The organism is Chryseobacterium sp. GP-SGM7, assembly GCF_049166575.1.
GTDB lineage: Bacteria > Bacteroidota > Bacteroidia > Flavobacteriales > Weeksellaceae > Chryseobacterium.
The window spans coordinates 1,907,232-1,927,530 of sequence record NZ_JBMHFF010000001.1 but is presented as its reverse complement, the minus strand read 5'-3'; the positions used below and the strand labels follow the sequence as shown (position 1 = coordinate 1,927,530).

At 33.8% G+C, this 20,299-nt stretch carries 19 protein-coding genes; 13 read left to right on the top strand and 6 right to left on the bottom strand.

Annotated features, from left to right (window positions below):
- Nucleotides 1-182: 182 nt before the first annotated feature.
- From ACOOWA_RS08665 to lpdA, 6 genes are all read left to right on the top strand, one after another.
- Nucleotides 183-1,634, top strand: a complete 1,452-nt coding sequence (locus tag ACOOWA_RS08665; RefSeq protein WP_421374589.1) for an alpha-L-fucosidase — start codon at nt 183-185, stop codon at nt 1,632-1,634.
- A gap of 262 nt (nt 1,635-1,896) precedes the next feature.
- Nucleotides 1,897-4,518, top strand: a complete 2,622-nt coding sequence (locus ACOOWA_RS08660) for a glycoside hydrolase family 3 N-terminal domain-containing protein (protein ID WP_421374588.1) — start codon at nt 1,897-1,899, stop codon at nt 4,516-4,518.
- Complete coding sequence (locus tag ACOOWA_RS08655) at nt 4,515-5,549, top strand: sialidase family protein (protein WP_421374587.1); 1,035 nt, start codon at nt 4,515-4,517, stop codon at nt 5,547-5,549. Before ACOOWA_RS08660 ends, ACOOWA_RS08655 begins: the two co-directional genes overlap by 4 nt.
- Nucleotides 5,550-5,602: 53 nt before the next feature.
- A complete protein-coding gene (locus tag ACOOWA_RS08650; protein ID WP_421374585.1) occupies nt 5,603-6,913 on the top strand; it encodes a PQQ-dependent sugar dehydrogenase in 1,311 nt (436 codons plus the stop codon).
- 117 nt (nt 6,914-7,030) lie between these two features.
- Entirely contained in the window at nt 7,031-7,303 is a 273-nt protein-coding gene (locus ACOOWA_RS08645; RefSeq protein WP_421374584.1) for a hypothetical protein, read from the top strand.
- Between the two features lie 158 nt (nt 7,304-7,461).
- Complete coding sequence (gene lpdA / locus ACOOWA_RS08640) at nt 7,462-8,850, top strand: dihydrolipoyl dehydrogenase (protein WP_421374582.1); 1,389 nt, start codon at nt 7,462-7,464, stop codon at nt 8,848-8,850.
- A gap of 109 nt (nt 8,851-8,959) precedes the next feature.
- Here the strand turns inward: lpdA and ACOOWA_RS08635 are convergent, their stop codons facing one another.
- Both ACOOWA_RS08635 and ACOOWA_RS08630 read right to left on the bottom strand, forming a co-directional pair.
- Nucleotides 8,960-9,712, bottom strand: a complete 753-nt coding sequence (locus ACOOWA_RS08635) for a GLPGLI family protein (protein ID WP_421374580.1) — start codon at nt 9,710-9,712, stop codon at nt 8,960-8,962.
- A gap of 70 nt (nt 9,713-9,782) precedes the next feature.
- Nucleotides 9,783-10,061, bottom strand: coding sequence for a hypothetical protein (locus ACOOWA_RS08630; RefSeq protein WP_421374579.1), 279 nt, complete (start codon nt 10,059-10,061; stop codon nt 9,783-9,785).
- A gap of 144 nt (nt 10,062-10,205) precedes the next feature.
- Here ACOOWA_RS08630 and ACOOWA_RS08625 point away from each other — a divergent pair, with 144 nt between their 5' ends.
- Both ACOOWA_RS08625 and ACOOWA_RS08620 read left to right on the top strand, forming a co-directional pair.
- The gene (locus tag ACOOWA_RS08625; RefSeq protein WP_421374577.1) at nt 10,206-10,568 is read left to right on the top strand and encodes a helix-turn-helix domain-containing protein; all 363 of its coding nucleotides are present in this window, start codon (nt 10,206-10,208) and stop codon (nt 10,566-10,568) included.
- A gap of 75 nt (nt 10,569-10,643) precedes the next feature.
- Nucleotides 10,644-11,435, top strand: coding sequence for a patatin-like phospholipase family protein (locus ACOOWA_RS08620; RefSeq protein WP_421374575.1), 792 nt, complete (start codon nt 10,644-10,646; stop codon nt 11,433-11,435).
- On the opposite strand, the gene ade is transcribed toward ACOOWA_RS08620, so the two are convergent.
- The 4 genes from ade to ACOOWA_RS08600 all read right to left on the bottom strand — a co-directional run bounded on the left by ade (nt 11,432) and on the right by ACOOWA_RS08600 (nt 15,042).
- Nucleotides 11,432-13,069: an adenine deaminase gene (ade, locus tag ACOOWA_RS08615; protein WP_421374574.1), complete on the bottom strand. Its 1,638-nt coding sequence runs from the start codon at nt 13,067-13,069 to the stop codon at nt 11,432-11,434. The two genes, ACOOWA_RS08620 and ade, sit on opposite strands and share 4 nt — an antisense overlap.
- 70 nt (nt 13,070-13,139) lie before the next feature.
- Nucleotides 13,140-13,574, bottom strand: a complete 435-nt coding sequence (locus ACOOWA_RS08610; protein ID WP_421374572.1) for a hypothetical protein — start codon at nt 13,572-13,574, stop codon at nt 13,140-13,142.
- A gap of 64 nt (nt 13,575-13,638) precedes the next feature.
- Nucleotides 13,639-14,370: an ABC transporter ATP-binding protein gene (locus ACOOWA_RS08605; protein WP_421374570.1), complete on the bottom strand. Its 732-nt coding sequence runs from the start codon at nt 14,368-14,370 to the stop codon at nt 13,639-13,641.
- Between the two features lie 84 nt (nt 14,371-14,454).
- Nucleotides 14,455-15,042, bottom strand: a complete 588-nt coding sequence (locus ACOOWA_RS08600; protein ID WP_421374569.1) for a hypothetical protein — start codon at nt 15,040-15,042, stop codon at nt 14,455-14,457.
- A gap of 533 nt (nt 15,043-15,575) precedes the next feature.
- On the opposite strand from ACOOWA_RS08600, the gene ACOOWA_RS08595 reads away from it, so the two are divergent.
- From ACOOWA_RS08595 to ACOOWA_RS08575, 5 genes are all read left to right on the top strand, one after another.
- Nucleotides 15,576-15,782: a hypothetical protein gene (locus tag ACOOWA_RS08595; protein ID WP_421374568.1), complete on the top strand. Its 207-nt coding sequence runs from the start codon at nt 15,576-15,578 to the stop codon at nt 15,780-15,782.
- A gap of 99 nt (nt 15,783-15,881) precedes the next feature.
- Nucleotides 15,882-16,484, top strand: coding sequence for a hypothetical protein (locus ACOOWA_RS08590; protein WP_421374566.1), 603 nt, complete (start codon nt 15,882-15,884; stop codon nt 16,482-16,484).
- Nucleotides 16,485-17,106: 622 nt separating this feature from the next.
- Entirely contained in the window at nt 17,107-17,970 is an 864-nt protein-coding gene (locus tag ACOOWA_RS08585; RefSeq protein ID WP_421374565.1) for a hypothetical protein, read from the top strand.
- Between the two features lie 215 nt (nt 17,971-18,185).
- Nucleotides 18,186-19,556, top strand: a complete 1,371-nt coding sequence (locus ACOOWA_RS08580; RefSeq protein WP_421374564.1) for a hypothetical protein — start codon at nt 18,186-18,188, stop codon at nt 19,554-19,556.
- Nucleotides 19,557-19,881: 325 nt separating this feature from the next.
- Nucleotides 19,882-20,298 (top strand): hypothetical protein, encoded by a 417-nt coding sequence (locus ACOOWA_RS08575; protein WP_421374563.1) that lies wholly within the window; start codon nt 19,882-19,884, stop codon nt 20,296-20,298.
- Nucleotide 20,299 lies beyond the last annotated feature (1 nt).

The following is a 20,299-nucleotide window of genomic DNA, read 5'->3' as shown; positions in this document are numbered from 1 at the left end:
AGTAAAAAGAGTAAGATTGGAAATTCTAAGCTTGTTTTCCCCAAAAAGAAAATCTTAGATTTTCAATTTCATGTGTTCTAAAATATCCGTAAGCCATTGAACTAAAACCAATGTGACTTATGTGTCAAAAAACTTTTGTGCCTTTTGTGGTTAAACAGTATTTTAGCAAAAACTAAACATCAATGTTCACCACATCAAAAGCGAAAACTATTTTCCTTTCCTCAATACTCATATCATCAGCTTTTTTTTCACAGGCTCACAATGTTTCCGATGGTTATCAAAAACCGACAGATCCGCTTGTTATTCAAAATCTTGAAAACTGGCAGGATTTAAAATTCGGATTATTCATGCATTGGGGAACATACAGCCAATGGGGAATTGTCGAAAGCTGGAGTCTTTGCCCCGAAGACGAATCTTGGACACAAAGAAAGCCTGAACATGGAAAGTCTTACAACGAATACGTTGAAAACTACGAAAATCTGCAGAAAACATTCAATCCGACACAGTTTGATCCGCAAAAATGGGCAGATGCGACGAAAAAGGCCGGAATGAAATATGTAGTTTTTACCACAAAACACCACGATGGTTTTGCAATGTTTGATACTAAACAATCTGATTACAAAATAACTTCACCAAACACCCCTTTTTCCAAAAATCCAAAAGCGGATGTGGTAAAAGAGATTTTTAATACGTTCCGGAAAGATGGTTTCAAAATCGGAGCCTATTTCTCAAAACCGGATTGGCATTCAGATGATTACTGGTGGTCGTATTTTCCGCCAAAAGACCGAAATGTGAATTATGATCCGAAAAAATATCCTGAAAGATGGAACAACTTCAAGAATTTTACTTTTAATCAGTTAAACGAAATTACCTCAAACTATGGTAAAGTAGATATTCTTTGGTTAGACGGAGGTTGGGTTCGCCCGTTTCACACGATCGACCCAAATGTAGAATGGCAAAGAACGATTAAAGTTGAGCAGGATATTGATATGAATAAAATCGGAACAATGGCTCGAAAAAATCAGCCGGGAATTATCGTTGTAGACCGAACCGTTCCAGGAAAATGGGAAAATTATGTGACACCCGAACAAGCCGTTCCCGAAAAGGCACTTTCAATTCCTTGGGAAAGCTGTATTACGATGGGCGATTCGTTTTCGTACGTTCCGAATGACAATTATAAATCGTCTCAGAAAATTATTGAAACCTTAGTGAAAATTATTTCCAGAGGTGGAAATTACCTGATGAACATTGCTCCCGGACCAAACGGTGATTATGATCCGATTGTTTATGAAAGATTAAAAGAAATTTCAAATTGGATGGATCACAATCAGTCAGCGGTTTTTTCGACCAGAGCAGTGTCGCCTTATCATGATGGGAATTTTTATTATACCCAAAGCAAAGATGGTAAAACAGTCAATATATTTCATTTAACGGATACTGGAAATTATCAGTCGCCATCAACATTAAGCTTTACAATTCCTGAAAATTTTAAACCAAAATCACTAAAGGTTTTAGGCCTGAAAAATAAAATCCAATGGAAAAAATCAGGAAATTCAATTGAAATAAACTTACCAAACGAAAGAACTCAATTAAAATATTCAACCGTAATTCAGATTAAACAATGGTTGAATTAGTGAATATTTTAAAAATAACTTAGGATTCGGAAGCGTCAAGAAATTTTGAGAAAATTCCGTTAAAAAATTTCCACTGTTTGAGTGACGGCAATAATATTCTTTCCGCCCGAGTTTTGGAAATTTCAGGAAGTTTTTCAAAATTTTAGCTGAAGAATCCAGTCTTGAATTTTTGGTTCTTTTGTTTCAAAACAGAAGATTATATTAAACTAAATTATTTGTAATGCATTTTAAACTTCGATTTAAAATTATAGTAATTTCATTATTGAGCACAATATTTATTTCAGCTCAAAAACCTCTATACAAAGACCCAAAACAACCTTTAGAAGCCAGAGTTCAGGATTTGCTGAAAAAAATGACGCCGGAAGAAAAATTCTGGCAATGCTTCATGATTCCCGGAGATTTGGATAATGTTCCGAAAGGTCAGTATTCTCATGGAATTTTCGGTTTACAGGTAAGTGCAGGAAATCAAGGTGGAGGAGTTGCCGGACAATTGTTGAAATACAATGCGAATGAAGATGCTGAAAGACTAGCGAAAAAAATCAATTCCATTCAGAAATATTTTGTGGAAGAATCCAGATTGGGAATTCCGATTATTCCTTTCGATGAAGCTTTGCACGGATTAATGCGGGAAGGAGCAACAGCTTTTCCACAGGCGATTGGTTTGTCGGCAACGTTCAATCCTGAATTAATGAAAGAAATTTCAACAGCAATTGCCAAAGAATCGAAATTGAGAGGAATTCGTCAGATTTTGACTCCCGTTGTGAATCTGGCGAGTGATGTTCGATGGGGTAGAACGGAAGAAACTTATGGTGAAGATCCGTTTTTAACTTCTGTGATGGGAGTAAATTTTGTCAGTTCTTTTGAAAATCAGGGAATCATTACAACTCCGAAACATTTTTTAGCAAATGTCGGGGAAGGCGGACGAGATTCTTACCCGATTCATTGGAGCAAAAGATATTTACAAGAAACGCATTTGATTCCTTTCCAAAAATCCTTTCAACAGGGCAAAAGTCGTTCAGTAATGACGTCTTATAATTTATTGGATGGAAGACCATCAACGGCAAATCATTGGTTGTTAACAGAGAAATTAAAAAATGAATGGAATTTCAAAGGTTTTGTAATCAGCGATGCAAGTGCGGTTGGCGGCGCAAATGTTTTGCATTTTACAGCCAAAGATTACGACGATGCTTCTGCACAAGCTATTAATGCAGGACTTGATGTGATTTTCCAGACAGAATATCAGCATTATAAATTGTTTATGCCTCCATTTCTGGATGGAAGAATTTCAAAAGAGAGAATTGACGATGCAGTGGCAAGAGTTTTACGGGCAAAATTTGAATTGGGTTTGTTTGAAAACCCTTATGTTTCTGAAAGAGATATTGAAGAGTTAAAGAAAATTAATCACAAACCTTTAGCGGAAAAAACTGCTGTCGAATCTTTTGTATTGCTCCAAAATAATAATCAAACACTCCCTATTTCTGACAAGGTGAAAAAGATTTTGGTGGTAGGAACAGATGCTGTCGATGCAAGATTGGGTGGTTATTCCGGGCCGGGAAATAAAAAAGTAAATATTTTGGATGGAATTAAAAATTTCGTCAAAAATAAAAATGTTGAAATCAAGTATTCAAAAGGTATTGACTGGAATTTAAAGGAATTTCAAACCATTCCAGCAGAGTTTTTATCTTCTGAAAATAAAAAAGGTCTGAAAGCAAACTATTTCTCCAATTCTGATTTAAAGGGAAATCCAGCGTTTGAAAAGCAGGATGAAGAAATAAATTTCAAATGGACTTTATATTCTCCAAATCCTGAAAAATTACAGCCGGACAATTACAGCGTCCGCTGGACAGGAAAATTAGAAGGTCCAAATTCAGGAAAGTATCAATTGGGTTTAAGAGGAAATGACGGTTTCAGATTATATTTAAACGGAAAGTTATTAATTGATAACTGGGAAAAGCTGAGTTACTCTACAAAAACAGTTAACATAGACCTCGTAGAAGGTCAAAAATATGATATTGCAGTAGAATTCCATGAAAACAGAGGCGAAGCAAACATCGAACTGATCTGGAATTATGGTTTAACCGATTATCAAAAAAATTTTGATAAAGCATTAAAGCTCGCTCAAAATGCAGATTACATCATCGTTACAGCCGGAATTCACGAAGGAGAATTTCAGGATCGTTCTTCGTTGAGTCTTCCGGGAAATCAGGAGAAATTTATTCAGGAAGTTTCAAAATTGAATAAGCCGACAACGGTAGTCATGGTCGGCGGTTCTGCAATAAAAACTACTGACTGGAAGGATAAAGTAGGAGCAATTTTGGATATTTGGTATCCTGGTGAAGAAGGTGGAAATGCTGTTGCCAAAGTGCTTTTCGGGGCAGAAAATCCTTCAGGAAAATTACCCGTAACATTCCCAATTGAGGAAGGACAGTTGCCTTTAACGTACAATCATCATCCGACAGGAAGAGGAAATGATTATCACGATCTGAGTGGTGAACCTTTGTATCCTTTCGGATTTGGATTAAGTTATACGACTTTTGAAATTTCAGATTTGCAATTAAATAAAACGAAATATTCTGAAAACGACAGAATTATTGCAAAGGTCAAAGTTAAAAATTCGGGTTCAAAAGCAGGAAGCGAGGTTGTTCAGTTGTATGTAAAAGATTTGCTGGCTTCAGTTTCGAGACCGGTTTTAGAATTAAAAGGTTTTCAAAAAGTCTATTTAAAAGCTGGAGAAACCAAAGAAGTTTCAATTGAGTTTCCGGTGAAAGAATTACAATTTTTAAACGAAAAATTGGATTGGATTGTCGAAAAAGGGATATACAGAATTTTTGCTGGAAATTCCTCTAAAAATCTGCCTTTGAAACAAAATATTGAAGTTGAATGAGAAATTTAATCCTAAATTTTTTATTAATTTTTCTGCTAATTTCCTGCAAAAATTATACACCGGTTTTAATTTCCAAAGAAAAAATATTCACTGAAAATTCTGCGGGATTCAAACAGTGCCATGCTTCCACTTTAACCGAAACTAAGTCAGGAAAGATCATCGCAGCTTGGTTTGGCGGCGATCATGAAGGCGATTCTTCGGTAAAAATCTGGTCGTCAGAACTGGAAAATCAGAAATGGTCGGCACCAAAAATTATTGTTGAAAATTATTCAGGAAAATTAAAATCTGAACCACTCTGGAATCCCGTTCTGTACAGTTTGCCGAAAAGTGACACGCTGTTTCTGTTTTATAAAGAAGGACAGAATCCAAGAGCGTGGAAAGGTTTCTCTAAGATATCAACCAATGAGGGAAAAAGCTGGTTGGAATCTGTTGAACTGAAAAATTTAATTGGTCCGGTGAAAAACCGACCTTTGCTTCTTAAAAACGGAAATCTTATCTCGCCGTCAAGCATTGAATTCAGCGAAAAAGACTGGAAGGTTCATTTGGAAATCAGCAAAGACAGAGGAAAAACGTGGCGCAAAATTCCGGTAAATTATAATCAAAAGGATGCTCAGGTCATTCAGCCAAGTATTTTGGAACATCAAAACGGAAGTTTACAGCTTTTAGCAAGAAGTCAGCAAAACAAAGTGATGACTGCGTATTCAAAAGATCATGGAGAAACCTGGTCGCAATGGGAACCAACAAATCTTGCCAATCCAAATTCTGGAACGGATGTCATTAAGCTTAAAGACAATACATTTTTGATTGTTTACAACCCTGAAATCAGCGGAAAAAACTGGTGGGAAGGCCGCACAAAACTCAATATTGCGATGTCTGACGACGGCCGAAACTGGAAAGATGTTTTGACTCTGGAAAACGGAAAAGACGGTGATGAGTTTTCGTATCCGACGGTTATTCAGACCGGCGACGGCAAAATTCACATTTCTTACACCTGGAACCGCAAAAGCATCATTCACGCGGTTGTAAAATAATATTTTCCGGGAACGATTCTTGTTATGATATTCGGAATTTCCAAATTACCATTATGAAAAAATTGATACTTCCCGTTGCCATCACTCTTTTGGCAGCTTGTAAAGACAAAAAATTAGCAGAAGGAAAAGAGGTTGTGGTTGCGGCCCAAAGCGATACTCTGAAACTTCCGGCGCCCGATGAGAAGGGTGCAAAAAATAAATTCAGCAATGTCATCGGTTGGCCTGCAGGAAAAACACCAACTGCTCCGGAAGGCTTCACGGTTACTCGTTTTGCGGAAAATATTAAAAGTCCGAGAAACATGATTCAGGCTTCAAATGGCGATATTTTCGTCGTACTTTCCAACTCTGAACGCACCAAAACCGAGAAAATCAAAAATGATATCAGCGGGAAAAGTGATGCTGAAGTGGGTGGGAAATCTGCTAATAGAATTATACTCTACAGAGATGCCAACAAAGATGGCATTGCAGAATCTTCCTCAGTTTTTCTTGATAATCTAAACCAGCCTTACGGAATGTTGATTATCAAAGATAAATTCTACGTTGCCAATACGGATGGACTTTGGGTGTATCCTTACAAAGAAGGTGAAACAAAAATTACAGACCCCGGAAAGAAAATCGTCAATCTTCCTGCAGGAGGCTACAATAATCACTGGACGAGAAATTTAATCGCGAATAGAGACCATTCTAAAATTTATATTTCTGTCGGTTCCGGAAGTAATGTCGGAGAAAATGGAATGCAGCATGAAGTGAGACGTGCCAATATTTTAGAAGTAAATCCTGATGGAACCGGAGAAAAAATCTATGCTGCCGGTCTGAGAAATCCAGTCGGAATGAGTTGGAATCCGACGACCGGAGAACTTTGGACAGTTGTGAATGAAAGAGATGAATTGGGCGATGATTTGGTTCCGGATTATTTAACCAGTGTAAAACAAAATCAATTTTATGGATGGCCTTATGCCTATTTCGGGAAAAATGAAGACCCGAGAAGAAAAGGGGAGAAACCGGATTTAGTTGCAAAAACAATTGTTCCGGATGTTCCTTTGGGTTCGCATACTGCTTCTTTGGGTCTGACTTTTTATACGGGAAATCAGTTTCCTGAAAAGTATAAAAATGGGGCTTTTATCGGACAACACGGTTCTTGGAATCGCTCATCATTGGTAGGTTATCAGGTTGCGTTTGTTCCTTTTTCAAACGGAAAAGCTTCAGCATCTTATCAGCCATTTCTCTCAGGTTTTATTGCTAATAAAGAAAAAGGAGACGTATATGGAAGACCTGTCGGAGTTTTACAGATTGCAGATGGTTCATTACTTGTAGCAGACGATGTGAGTGGTATTGTCTGGAGGGTTGCTTACAATAAAAAGTAAATTTAATTTAAAAGATTAATTTTCACAAATTGAAATGTGGTATGAAATATGTAATAACTGTTTTGAATCTGATTGAATTGAATGTAGAGAAATATTCAATCATTAAAATTTAAAGTCATGAAAAAGTTTTTAATAACAGCAGTTTTACTCGTAGGATTATCAACTACAGCTTCAGCACAGAGACACCCGTCACGCCCGACACCGCCACCGCATCCTTCAAAAACGCAGTTGGCAAACAGTAAGGCAAATGAGCTGGATAAAAGATATAGAAATGAGAAGAAGCTAATTATGAATCATCCCCTTGCAACGAAAAAAATGAAAGCTGATCAGATGAGAGCTTTGAATCTAAGATATCAGAATGAGAAAAAATTGCTGAGAGCAGCAAGATAATTCAAATAAAAACAGACAATAGAGAAAAGAGAATACAAATGTATTCTCTTTTTTCATTTAATAATTAAAATGATCATAATAAAGCATTGTAAGAACTGCTTTTGGAAACTTAAGAATTCAATATATTTTCCGTAAATTCGCATAAAATTTTTAAACTAATGAATTACGATATTATTGTTATCGGGAGTGGTCCTGGTGGATATGTTACAGCAATCAGAGCGGCACAGTTGGGTTTTAAAACTGCAATCATCGAGAAAGAAAATTTAGGAGGAATCTGCCTTAACTGGGGTTGTATTCCAACGAAAGCTTTGTTAAAGTCGGCTCAGGTTTTTCATTATATTAATCATGCAGAAGATTATGGTTTGAATAAAGTGGAAGCTAGTTTTGAGTTTCCGAATGTTATTCAGAGAAGCCGTGGTGTTGCTTCTAAAATGAGCAAAGGAATTGAATTCTTAATGAAAAAGAATAAAATTGATGTTATTTTAGGAACTGCAAAAGTACAGAAAGGGAAAAAAGTTTCTGTTACAGATAAAGACGGGAAAGTAACCGAATATACAGGTGCAAACATTATTTTGGCTACCGGAGCCCGTTCTAGAGAATTGCCAAACTTACCACAGGATGGTAAAAAAGTAATCGGATACAGACAGGCATTATCTCTTCCTGAGCAGCCAAAATCTATGATTGTTGTAGGTTCTGGTGCTATCGGAGTAGAGTTTGCTGATTTTTATAACACAATGGGTACGAAAGTGACTATTGTTGAATTCTTACCAAACATCGTTCCTGTGGAGGATGAAGATATCTCAAAACACTTAGAGAAATCTTTGAAAAAGACAGGAATCGATATTATGACAAACGCTTCTGTAGAAAGTGTTGATACAAGCGGAAACGGTGTAAAAGCCACCGTAAAAACTGAAAAAGGAAACATCACTCTTGAAGCTGATATTTTATTATCTGCTGTCGGAATTGCTGCAAACATCGAGAACATCGGTCTTGAAGAGGTGGGAATCCAGACGGATAAAGGCAGAGTTTTGGTCAACGAATGGTACGAAACTTCTGTTCCGGGTTACTATGCAATCGGTGATATCATCCCGACTCAGGCTTTGGCGCACGTTGCTTCTGCTGAAGGAATCACTTGTGTAGAAAAAATCAAAGGAATGCACGTTGAGAAAATCGATTATGGCAATATTCCCGGATGTACATACTGTCACCCTGAAGTAGCTTCTGTGGGACTTACAGAAAAACAGGCTAAAGAAAAAGGTTACGAAATTAAAGTAGGTAAATTCCCTCTTTCTGCAAGTGGAAAAGCGACAGCCAACGGAAATACAGACGGTTTTATCAAAGTAATTTTCGATGCTAAATACGGAGAATGGTTAGGCTGCCACATGATTGGTGAAGGCGTTACCGATATGGTTGCTGAAGCGGTTGTTGCAAGAAAACTGGAAACGACTGGTCACGAAATCATCAAATCTATTCACCCGCACCCAACAGTTTCTGAAGCGATTATGGAAGCTGCTGCTGCTGCTTACGGTGAAGTGATTCATATATAATTTTTGCTTAAACAGAGGTTTAAATCTCTGACAAAGTTTAACGATACTTAAAAAACCACAGATTTTCTCTGTGGTTTTTAAGTCTAATCAAATTTGGTTAGTTGCTTTGTTATTCCCATTCATATTTTTGTTCAACAGTAAATCTTTGATTATTTGTAATGTTTATATTGTTAGAAGAGGGTAAAGCATCACTAACTTTTTTGAAAATTTTATTCATGTGGGCTTCCTTTGTTTCAACATAATCTTTTAAACTTATTTTTTCTTTATTTAAAAATTTTGGTTTATATGTAATAATTGTTTGATCATCAATATTAATAAACTCCGCTTTCCATATCTCATGATCCATATTATCAACTCTTATATCAAGAATTAATCCGGGTAACCCATAAAATTTAAATGGACCAGTAGAATAAGGAAGATCTTTTGCGAAAAATGCAGTAATTTTCGAACCTCTGAAGGTAGACGTTGCTTTAGTGCAGTTATATCCAGCCACCATTTTTGTCTGGGTTTCATCTATTTTCCATTCTGGTTTTAAAACATTATCATAGATGAAAAAATCTCTGTTATCAACATTTGCAGTAAAGAAGAAGTTTTTCTCATCATCATTAGTTAAATCAGAAACAAAATATTGCTTTGGCGGTTTTTTACCATTGTCTAAATTGACAACTGTTGTCCAACTATCATTTAGTTTATTTTGAATGATAATGGAATCTTGAATTGATAATGCTTGATTATTTTTAATGTATAGATCTTCGTGAGTTGTTGCAAAAGAAGATAAAACTTTCATATATCTAACATGTATCTGCTGCGCTTCGCAAATCTGCGAAAATGCAATTATTAAAAATAAAAATAATTTATTCATTTAATTTGTATTTTTTAATGATAAAAGCCCCTCCACAAGTGAAAAGGCAAATATTATAGTTAACAATTTTTTATACTGTCCAAAAACCAGCAATTTGTAATGCAAATCTAACTCCATTTTGCCATTTCTTACAGCTTTCTAAGGTTGGTTGTTCTGAAGTTAGTGTTTGTGAACCTACAACTTGTCCTCCAGAATAATAAGTAACCACAACACCACAAGTTTGTGTTGGTGATTTTTCAACTTTCTTTACTACTCTAATCTTGTTCGATTCGAATTTGTTTTCAACAGCACCTTTAGCGCTTATTAATCCTGCAACTCCAAAAGCTGCTAATAAAAAAATTTTTTTCATAGTGATTTAAATTAAAAATTAAATAATAAAAAACAGTTTGTGCACTTGTGTTTTTAATTGTCTTACAAATCTGGAGTAAATAAATGAAAAAAGTATTATATTTTGTGAATAATTTATTATTTTTACGATTAAATTAATCTTAATATGAATAATGTGATTAGTAAAAACATTCGAAAGTATCGGGAGTTAAAAGGTTTTAGTCAAGAGTTTATGGCTAGTCAATTAGATATTAATCAAGCATCTTATGCTAAAATAGAAAATAGTTCTACTAAGTTAACCGTTGAAAGGTTATTTGCTATTTCTAAATTATTAGAAACTGATATTACAGATCTTTTAGATTTAAAAGCACAAACCGTTTTTAACCAAAGTGAAAATGAAGTAGCTAATGCTTATGGTAAAATTGAAAATTTTTATAATGAAAGTAGAGAAGTTTACGAAAAACTTATACAATCGAAAAATGAGCAAATAGATCTTATGAAAGAACTACTTTTGCAAAAAAATAAATAATTAATTTATTTTTATTGGTTTATTTAAAACAAAAAATAGCCAAAATTTGTAAAAATATCTTCATACATTTATTCAATGAACTTTGAAAAAACAGGATTGGTTTTATCGGGAGGTGGTACGAAAGGTATTGCGCACGCAGGAGTGTTAAAATTTCTTGGCGAACAAAATATTGATGTGAATATTCTGGCTTGCTGTAGCGCTGGTTCTATTGTAGGATGTCTTTACGCCATTGGTAAAAAACCGGAAGAAATTTTAGATTTCTTTCAGTCGGTTTATTTTTTCAACTGGAAACATTTTGCATTCAATCAGCCTGGTTTGGTTTCTTCTGTGATTTTTAATAATTATCTGAAACCTATTTTTCGAGATATGAAAATAGGTGATTTAGACAAAGAAATAAAAATTGTTGCAACGGAATTGGTGGGCGGAACAGAAAAGATTTTTGATAAAGATTTTTTGGTAACGGACGCAATTATTGCTTCGTGTTCGATTCCCGGAATTACAACACCTTATATTTTAGGTGAAGAAATGTTTTGTGATGGTGGAGTCCTTAATAATTTCCCTGCAGATATTATCCGTAATGATTGTAATAAACTAATCGGCGTTTTTGTATCTCCGCCACATGATATTAAAATCAATGATTTAAAATCGATCAAGGCAATTGTTTCCCGATCTTATGATTTGCTTTCGTATCGTATCGAAAAGATTAAATTCGAGCATTGTGATTGGTTAATATCTTCACAAGATTTATCAAGCTACGGAACTTTTGAGCGAAAAAAAGACCGTTTGGAACAAATTTTCAACATCGGTTATCGTGCTGCCAAAGATAGTTTTGCAGAGAGTAATTATTTTGCTGAAATGAAAAATTAATTGCTTTCCTTCACAAAAACATCTGTAAACTCAAAGCTTTTCCCGTTAAACAGGCCTTTATCACTTAATTTCAATTCCGGAATGACCAAAAGTGCCATAAAAGATAAACTCATATAAGGTGCACGCAATTGGCTTCCAAGCTCTTTTGCACGTCTGTCTAATTTTATATATAATTCAGCAACTTCTTCGGCAGGTAGATCAGTCATAATTCCTGCGACGGGTAATTCCAAAACCAATTCTTCTGTTTTTGTAGCAAGAGAAATTCCGCCTTTTGCATTGATGATTGCGTTGACGGCTTTACAAATGTCATCGTCATTTGTACCAACGACAACAATATTGTGACAGTCGTGGGCAACACAAGAAGCGATTGCTCCGTCTTTCAGACCTATATTTTTGATAAATGCAGTCGCAATTGGCGCGTTTTCATAACGATCGACAACTGCAATTTTCAGAATGTCTTCTTCTGTATTTGATTCTGCAAAACCATTAATATCAAGGGGTTTTGCCTGAGTTTCGTGAGTAATTAATTGTCCGTCAAGAGCCTCAATCACTCGAATCTTATCACCCTCACTTTTAATTTTAAAATCTGAAGGTTGTTTTAAACTGCAATTAAAATTATTGACGATCGGAGCTTCAACAGATTGAATGAAAGAGTCTCCATTTTCTGCTACTAATTCTCCGTTGATATATGTTTTTAGAATATTAAAATCCTCAAAATTATCAATTTGAATAAAATCAGCATTATCGCCGGTCTGCAATAATCCTATGGGTAAATTATAGTGTTTTATGACGTTGTATGAAGCAGCACGTAAGACATCAAATAAATCATAACCAGCTTTCAAAGCACGCTTCACATGATCATTGATGTGGGATTCGATCAGGTTATCAGGATGTTTGTCATCACAGCAAAACATCATTTGATCCGGAAAATCTTTTAATAAAGGAATTAAAGTGTCGAAATTTTTTGCTGCACTTCCTTCCCGTATCATAATTTTTACACCGTGTTTCAGCTTTTCAAGAGCTTCAGTGTAACCAAAACATTCATGATCAGTAGTAATTCCGGCATCAAAATACGTTTTCATCGTTTCATCCATTAATCCGGGAGCGTGACCATCAATCGGCTTTTTGTGTTTTTTAGCAGAAACAATTTTCTTTAAAACTTCTTCATCTTTATAAATCACACCTGGGAAATTCATCATTTCGGCCAGATAAACAATCTCTTTTCTGCTTAAAAGTTCATCGATATCATTTGAATCTATGATTGCTCCCGCAGTTTCAAATTGTGTAGCCGGAACGCAAGATGGAGCACCAAAATAAAAATGAAAAGGAATCTGCTTCGCATTATCAATCATATAATTTACACCTTCGATTCCCAAAACGTTGGCAATTTCATGCGGATCTGAAATTGTTCCTACAGTCCCGTGTTTTACAGAGATTTTAGCAAACTCTGAAGGAACAAGCATGCTGCTTTCAATATGTACATGAGCATCAATAAACCCGGGTAAAATGTAAATGTCTAAAGTTTCTTCAATTCTTTTTACGGCAGCAATTTTTCGATTTGAAACAGTTATTTCTGCCGGAAAAATTTCCTTTGAGATCATATCGACTAAATTGGCTCTGAGTGTAAATTCCATGATGTTTTCTGATAAATAAAAAATTCCTAATCGTGAAATTAGGAATTTTTATTTGATTTTTTATTTAAAATTAATTTTTAACAACCTGCGCATCCTGTCTTACCAGCGTTTCACCATTTCCATCGATAACGACTAATGTATAAGGTGCTTTTTTGGCTGAAGCGGTGAGATAATTTCTCCAGATCTGATATAATGTGCCATTATTGTTGAATTCGAAGTAATAGTTTCCACCAGATCCGTCAGGAATGAGTTCCCCATCAGAGATAATCATGCTTGGTTTCGCTGAAATTTTCGTGTTGGCTCCCCAAGATTGGTAAAGGTAGTTTCCGTTCGGTTGTTTGTCAATCTTTATTTTAAACTTTTTAGTTTTAATAATGACACTTTTGGGAACATTTTGAAAATACCCGACTGCGTTATCGTTTTTAGGACTAGGTTTTAAATCATTTGCTGAAATTAATGAAAACTGAGCGATACAGAATGTTCCTAATAATAATTTCTTAACCATTTCGATTTGCTTTTAAAATTCTTAAGTTGGAATCAAATTTAAAGCCAATTGAAAATAATTGAGTTTAAGCTTCAATATCAGCCTTAACTTCAACCTCAAAATCCTGTGTATAATACGCAAAAGCTTCTTCGAGACTATTAAATTTCCCCTTAAACTCTTCAATATTACAGTCCTGAAGAATATTTCCTTTGTGAATAAGAATCACGCGTGTACAAAGTGCTTCCACTTCCTGCATAATGTGTGTGGAAAGCAGAACCGTTTTTTCTTTTCCGATTTCCTTAATCACATTTCTGATTTCAAGAATTTGATTCGGGTCTAAGCCATTCGTTGGTTCATCCAAAATCAATAAATCCGGCTGATGAATAATTGCCTGCGCTAAACCAACTCTCTGCTTATAACCTTTAGAAAGCTGCCCTATTTTTTTTGATTTCTCGGGAGTAATTCCTACTAATTCGATTACTTCATCAACTCTCGCTTCGGAAATTTTGTGAATATTGGCGACAAACTGAAGATATTCTTTTACGTACATTTCCAGGTAAAGCGGATTGTTTTCAGGAAGAAAACCGATCTTCTTTTTGCTCTCAATTTCGTTTTCGGTAATGTTTTTTTTATTAAAAATAATTTCACCATCATCAATTTTTAAAGCACCTACGATTGATTTCATTAAGGTAGATTTTCCTGCCCCGTTTGGACCCAAAAGACCGATGATTTCGTTTTTTTCGATAGCAATATTGATGTCGTTAAGAGCAGTCTGCTCACCAAATTTCTTTGTTAAATTAATTACCTGAAGAGACATAGTACAATGAAATATTTTGGCAAAAATAGAAATAAAAAACTCATCCGGGAAGAATGAGTTGATTTATCTTTAAAAATTGAAAATTTATTTTCTCTTTTTTGTTGGTTTTACCGGAGTTTTACCAGTAGAAACAGCGTTGCTTGGCTGAACGTTATTTTCCGGAGTATGTACTGTGTTGTTCACAGGATTTACCGGAGTTTGTTTGATAGCAGTTTTATAAAGTGCTGCTTTAGGCGTTCCGATACCGAAAATTTTATCAATTTGTTTTTTATTCAGAAACTGTGATTTTCCTACATACTTTTTATTCTTATTAATGTATTGTATGATCTGAACGGTAGGCTGACCATAGTTTTTCTCGTACTGAAGCTCGATGATGTCGTTTGGTAGTTCCAGAGAAATATTTCCCACAGGCTGATCAATAAATCCGTCTGTGATCATTTTATAAAGTTCCTGTACATCGCCATTCATATCATTGAATGAAAATGATCTGAATGTATTAAGATTACTCGTATTGATGTCTTGATAATTAAAGGTAAATTTATTTTCTTTCTTGTATAAACCTACAGAATTATCTTTTCCTATTTCTACTAAAGTCTCATTTTTCAGGACTTTAATCTGTGAGAAAGCCGAAAATCCGAAAAAACAGGTAAGAAGTAAAATTATCTTTTTCATGTGATTTTTTTATTTAATATTTTGGTTGGTATTGCTAATTTACAGATAATAAATTATAAAAACCATTTTTTTTACTCACGCAAAAATAATCTTTTTTTTTAATTTGAATTTTTGATTATTATGTAATCCTTATAATTTTTAGAAGAAAATATTGTTGGAAATCTAACTTTATTTTGTGAATCTGAAGATATTTTATCAATATGAATTTGAAAAAAACAGAACTTATAAAGTAGATTTTCAATAAGTTAAGTTTTAATTTTTCTGTCTGGTTTTCTTTAAATTTAATATCATAAATTTTAAAACATCAAATAAATTAAACAAACGAATTTTGAGTTATTTACAAAAAATAAAGGATAATCTGTTGAAATTTAATGAAATGCGTTTTTATGTAATTTTAAAGAAAATTTAATATAACCAGCTGAAAAGAAGTTTTAGATTGATCCTTTCCCTGGTTTTTTTCGAGACCACTTAGAAAATAATTCTTTTCACTTCAAATATTGCGAGCTGTAGTTTTTTTTAAAGCATTCCTCTGTATGATTTTGGTCACAGCCATTAGCAGAAATAAAGTTGTAACTTTGGTTACCACCAAACAAGATATTATGAGCTCAATAGATGTTTCAGTATTTTTACTGCCTAAAGTTTCCGTACAGGATGTTCCGGATATTCAAAATTTCATTACAAAATACTACAGATTTTTAGAGAAGAAGCAAGAAAAAGTATTTGGCAGAATTAAATTTTAATAAGGCAATTTTCTAAAGCGGTACCTATTAATTTCTGGCATTTTCCTCATGCCTGATCATGAAATTCCTTAGTCAATTTAGATCAAACAATCAACTATTATGAAGCCGAAAAATATACCGGGAGTTCCAAAACATATAAAAGGAAGCTTTCACGATACAGAAAGCAAAAAAGAGGTCGGAAATTCTCACGATCTTGATTTGCAATTTACTATTCTGAAAAAACGTTTTTTATCAATTAACCAGTGGCGGGATTACTGTAAAGAAAGTAAAACTGATTTTCGGCTTTGTGATTCTGCAGGAAAATATGTAGAACGGTTTCCACAACTGGGTGATTATATCCGAATTGATATTCCCGGACCGGGTGGAACTGAGGGACGGTCGTTTGATTGGGTTCAGATCACATCGATTGATCTTGCAAATCCGGATGTGGTGATTATTCAATGCAGACCTTCTAAAGATCCGGTAAAAGAAAATACACGAAAAATTGCTCATTTTTATTCTCATATTGCTACGTCAACATTTATTATTTCAAAAGAAAAAAATGGCATAAAAGCAGGAATTTATGGAAGAAACGAATATCCCAATTTAAAATCAGGATTTTTCAATTCAGTCAGAAATATTATGATTGCAATAGGAGGAATGCTCGGTTTCTCAAAAATACAGTGGGAATGTCTTACAAAAGGACTCGTAGATTTTAAATAAATTTTCTTCACAAAACCATCATAGAAATAACGAAGGAACAATTAAAAACGATAAATTAATCCTTGCTTTGAACATTTCCAATCATTGAATAAACTGTTTAATATCAAAAATAAGGTTTTGCATTGAAGCTCAGACAGTCGTCTAATCAAAATCCAACAAAGAAGCACATCGCAAAAGTAATTTGACATTTGATAGTGTTACATTTTCTGGTCAAGCTTCTTCACTTCATAAAGTTTGCCGTAAACAAAAAATTGATTACTTTAGGTTATATTTTATTGCAATTATGGACAAACAAATAAAGCTGTTTTTTTTAAAATCAATTATTGTTTTAGGTGCAATACATTTGGGGTACTTTCTTTATGGCTATTTCAAGTTTAAAGGCATTCATAATATCAATATTTATACGGAGTTTTACAGATTCAAATTTTATGATGACGTTTCTATTTCCCATTTTTTTATCACCGGCTTATTTCTGTTTTGCTTTCTTGTTTTATTATTGAGAAATCACTCCAAAAAAAAATATTCTGCTATTAATATTGGAAAAATTAGTGCATCGCTATTACTTATTTCTTTTCTTTCCCTGACGTTTTTTATAAGCTACAGTTTTGGGTTAAACGCAAAATTGAGACATGAACTGCCCGAAAGAGATTTTAATAAAGACAAGACTTTAATGAATGTCTTAAATCCGTTTCTGTATAATTATACATCTTACAGTTCTGAAAATTTATTCAACCCGGAAAATATTTTATATCCAAAACCTTATCCCGTGATGGCGGAAAAAGACACCATTTATCATGATCCGGATAATCAGGATAATTACACCATAAAAACAACTTATTATGGTGTAGACACTTTAAAAGTATTAAGTACAGATTATAAAAAAATCAGTTCAAAAATGATTGAAGGGATGGATTTTTTAGGACTTGAGCCGAAGGAATTTGCCAAAAGAATTATTTCCGAAAAAGTGATCGGAGATAGTACGGAAGTTATATTCAAAGGTGTTGAAGTAGATCCTGAGTATGATGAAGATATTTGTATTTTTCTGGAAAACAAAATGTTATACAGTCCTGTTCATAACGTTTCTAAAGCAGCACAACAATATCAGAATGCTGTTTCGAGATACAAATTGCTATATAAATTTGATAAAGATTCGCTGCTCCATTCGTTTCAGAATCTGGATGCTTTGTTAAAAAGATATAATGTAGAAACGCAGATTATTCCCAAAGATCTGGCTCACGATGTATTTTATTACCGTGATAGTAACCGTGAACCGCTCAATGAGATCAGAAATACTTTTGACAGAACAAAGTTAAAGGAGAAATTTAATACATTTGAACGTTTATTTTATCAACCAAATTATCTTCATCCGTCGATAATGGCGATCTTCTTTACAGTCGTTCTTTGCGTTTGGATCATTTTATTTTTACTTTATATGATTTGGAATTTTATAAATACAAGAAAATCATCAATTACTCTGGTAAAATAATCTCTTTTACAGGTCATAAAAAAATATTTAGATTTTTTTACCATTTTCATTATCGGGATTTATTCAGTGGGAAATCAATTCATGAAAACTATTTTAGACGGTAGAAAATCTTTGAGCTGACAGGAAAATACTGTTTAATTTTAATTAACTGTGTTGCAAAATGATTTAAAAAATCTGTAAATACATTATACCATTTATTTAATTAAAAGAAAAATATGAAATCTGTATTTTTAATTCCTTTGTTATTTTTAACAGTTTTAGCATTTGGGCAAAAGCCAACCCTGAAAATGAAATATTCTGAGCAACTGACTGTCTTTGTCTTTATCCAGAATCTGTCTGAGAATCATCCGGAAAATGTATTTAAAACTGCATTTCAGAAGTCAAAGTATAATACGGAAAATTACAGAAATAAGATCTCAGAGTTTGATAAGCTATCCATCGATTACAGCTATCAGTTTGAAGAGTTCCCTTATGGGTCAAAAGCTCCAATGCAGACAAGGGATATCTTAAAGAAAAATCTTATTGAGACTGATAACCTGAATGATTTCAGGCTTCGCTCCATCGGGCTTGTTCCCATCAAAACTCTGAATGATTTAGCTGCACTGATTTTGTATTTCACTCCCATTTATAATGAATTGATTTATACTCCCAACAAAGAAAAATTTGAAAAACAGGTCATAGAAATTACAGATTATGCCAATGACCATCACATCGAAGGATTTTTTCAGACTGGTTTATCTTTTTATCATTCTGTCTGGGATCAGTCTATTCCGTTTCAGATTGCGTTCTATCCGCTACCAGATTCAGATTACTTTACCGCACAGGCATTCTGTAATAATTTTGTAAGTGCCATTCAGACCAATTTAAAAGATTATAAAGATTTATTGAGCGTGATGATGCATGAGATCTTTCATATTATCTATAACGAGCAGTCGCTTGAAATGAAAATAAAGATTGACAAGGATTTCAAGGAAAATAAATCAAAATACAGCAACTATGCCTATCAGCTTTTGAATGAACTTTTAGCTACAGCATTGGGGAATGGCTATGTTTATGAACAGTTAGAAGGTGAATTAGATCAGAATGACTGGTATTATCATCAATATATTGATTTGATGGCAAGAAAAATTTATCCGGTAGTGAAAAATTATATTACTGAGAAGAAATCGATTGATAAAAACTTTATTGATACCTATATTAATTTATATGAAACTAATTTTCCGAACTGGATCAATGAGTCAGACAATATTATGACTTATCGGTATGTTATTTCTGAAGATGAGAAAGATTTTAATACCATTAATCAACTATTTCGTTACCGTTCCAGTGCAGAATATGAAAATGAGATTACAGAAAGAAGTATTGAAAAAATGCAGAAAACACCACTGACAAAAATAATTATTGTGTCTAACAAGAATCTTGAAAAACTCAGACTGATCAAGAGCAAATTTAAAGAGCTTACAAATTGGAAGTTCACTTCTGATCAGGATTTTACTTATAAAATTTTGTTAGCCGATAAAAGTCAACTGATTATCATCAATACAGTAAAAAAGGATTTGAAAAAATTGATACAGTCGATAAAATAAAAAAAAACTCGTTATTCTTACCGAAATATTAATAGAAATCATCAAGTAAGAGAGCTTTGGAGCATAATGATTATCATTATAAATTCAATACAAAATAAGCTTCCGTATATTAAAGGTTTAAAAATAGTTGCGTTCATTTTATTCTTAAAAACAATTTCAAATGAGAAACTCACCTGTTAAATTGAAAAGCATCGATTTTATTCTCTCTGTTTTTGTGCTGTTCTTTTTTCTAAATTGTAATAGAGAAAATTCCCGAGGTACGAAAAACAGGGCTGTAATTCCTCAGGTTACGAAAATCAAAAAGAGTCAAGCTCAAATATTCCTTATGTATATAGATTCGGTAGTGGAACTTCCTGATACAAAATTCAATGAGGCGGGTGTGAGGTTCCTGAATAAAAAATTTTCAAGCGAACTTCCACTCGTCATGCATGACTCCATAAAAGAGGAGAACAGTAAAGATATCTTTATACAGTATTATAAAAATAAAGCAACATATCTTGAAGTGAAATCAGGAATTATATTTCTGATTCCGGAAGCCCTCACAGATTCTTTAGTTATTACCGACTTTACGAATTATTTTGGGCCCATTACAAATGAAAAACCACTGATAGGTATTACAGAACAGCCTCGGCCTATACATTTAACTGTTTCTTCAGACAGGGCAATTAAATTAACTTTTAAAAATAATGAAAATCATGACCAAGCCGGAGTAACTACTGTTGAGGTCTTAAATTTCAGATAAA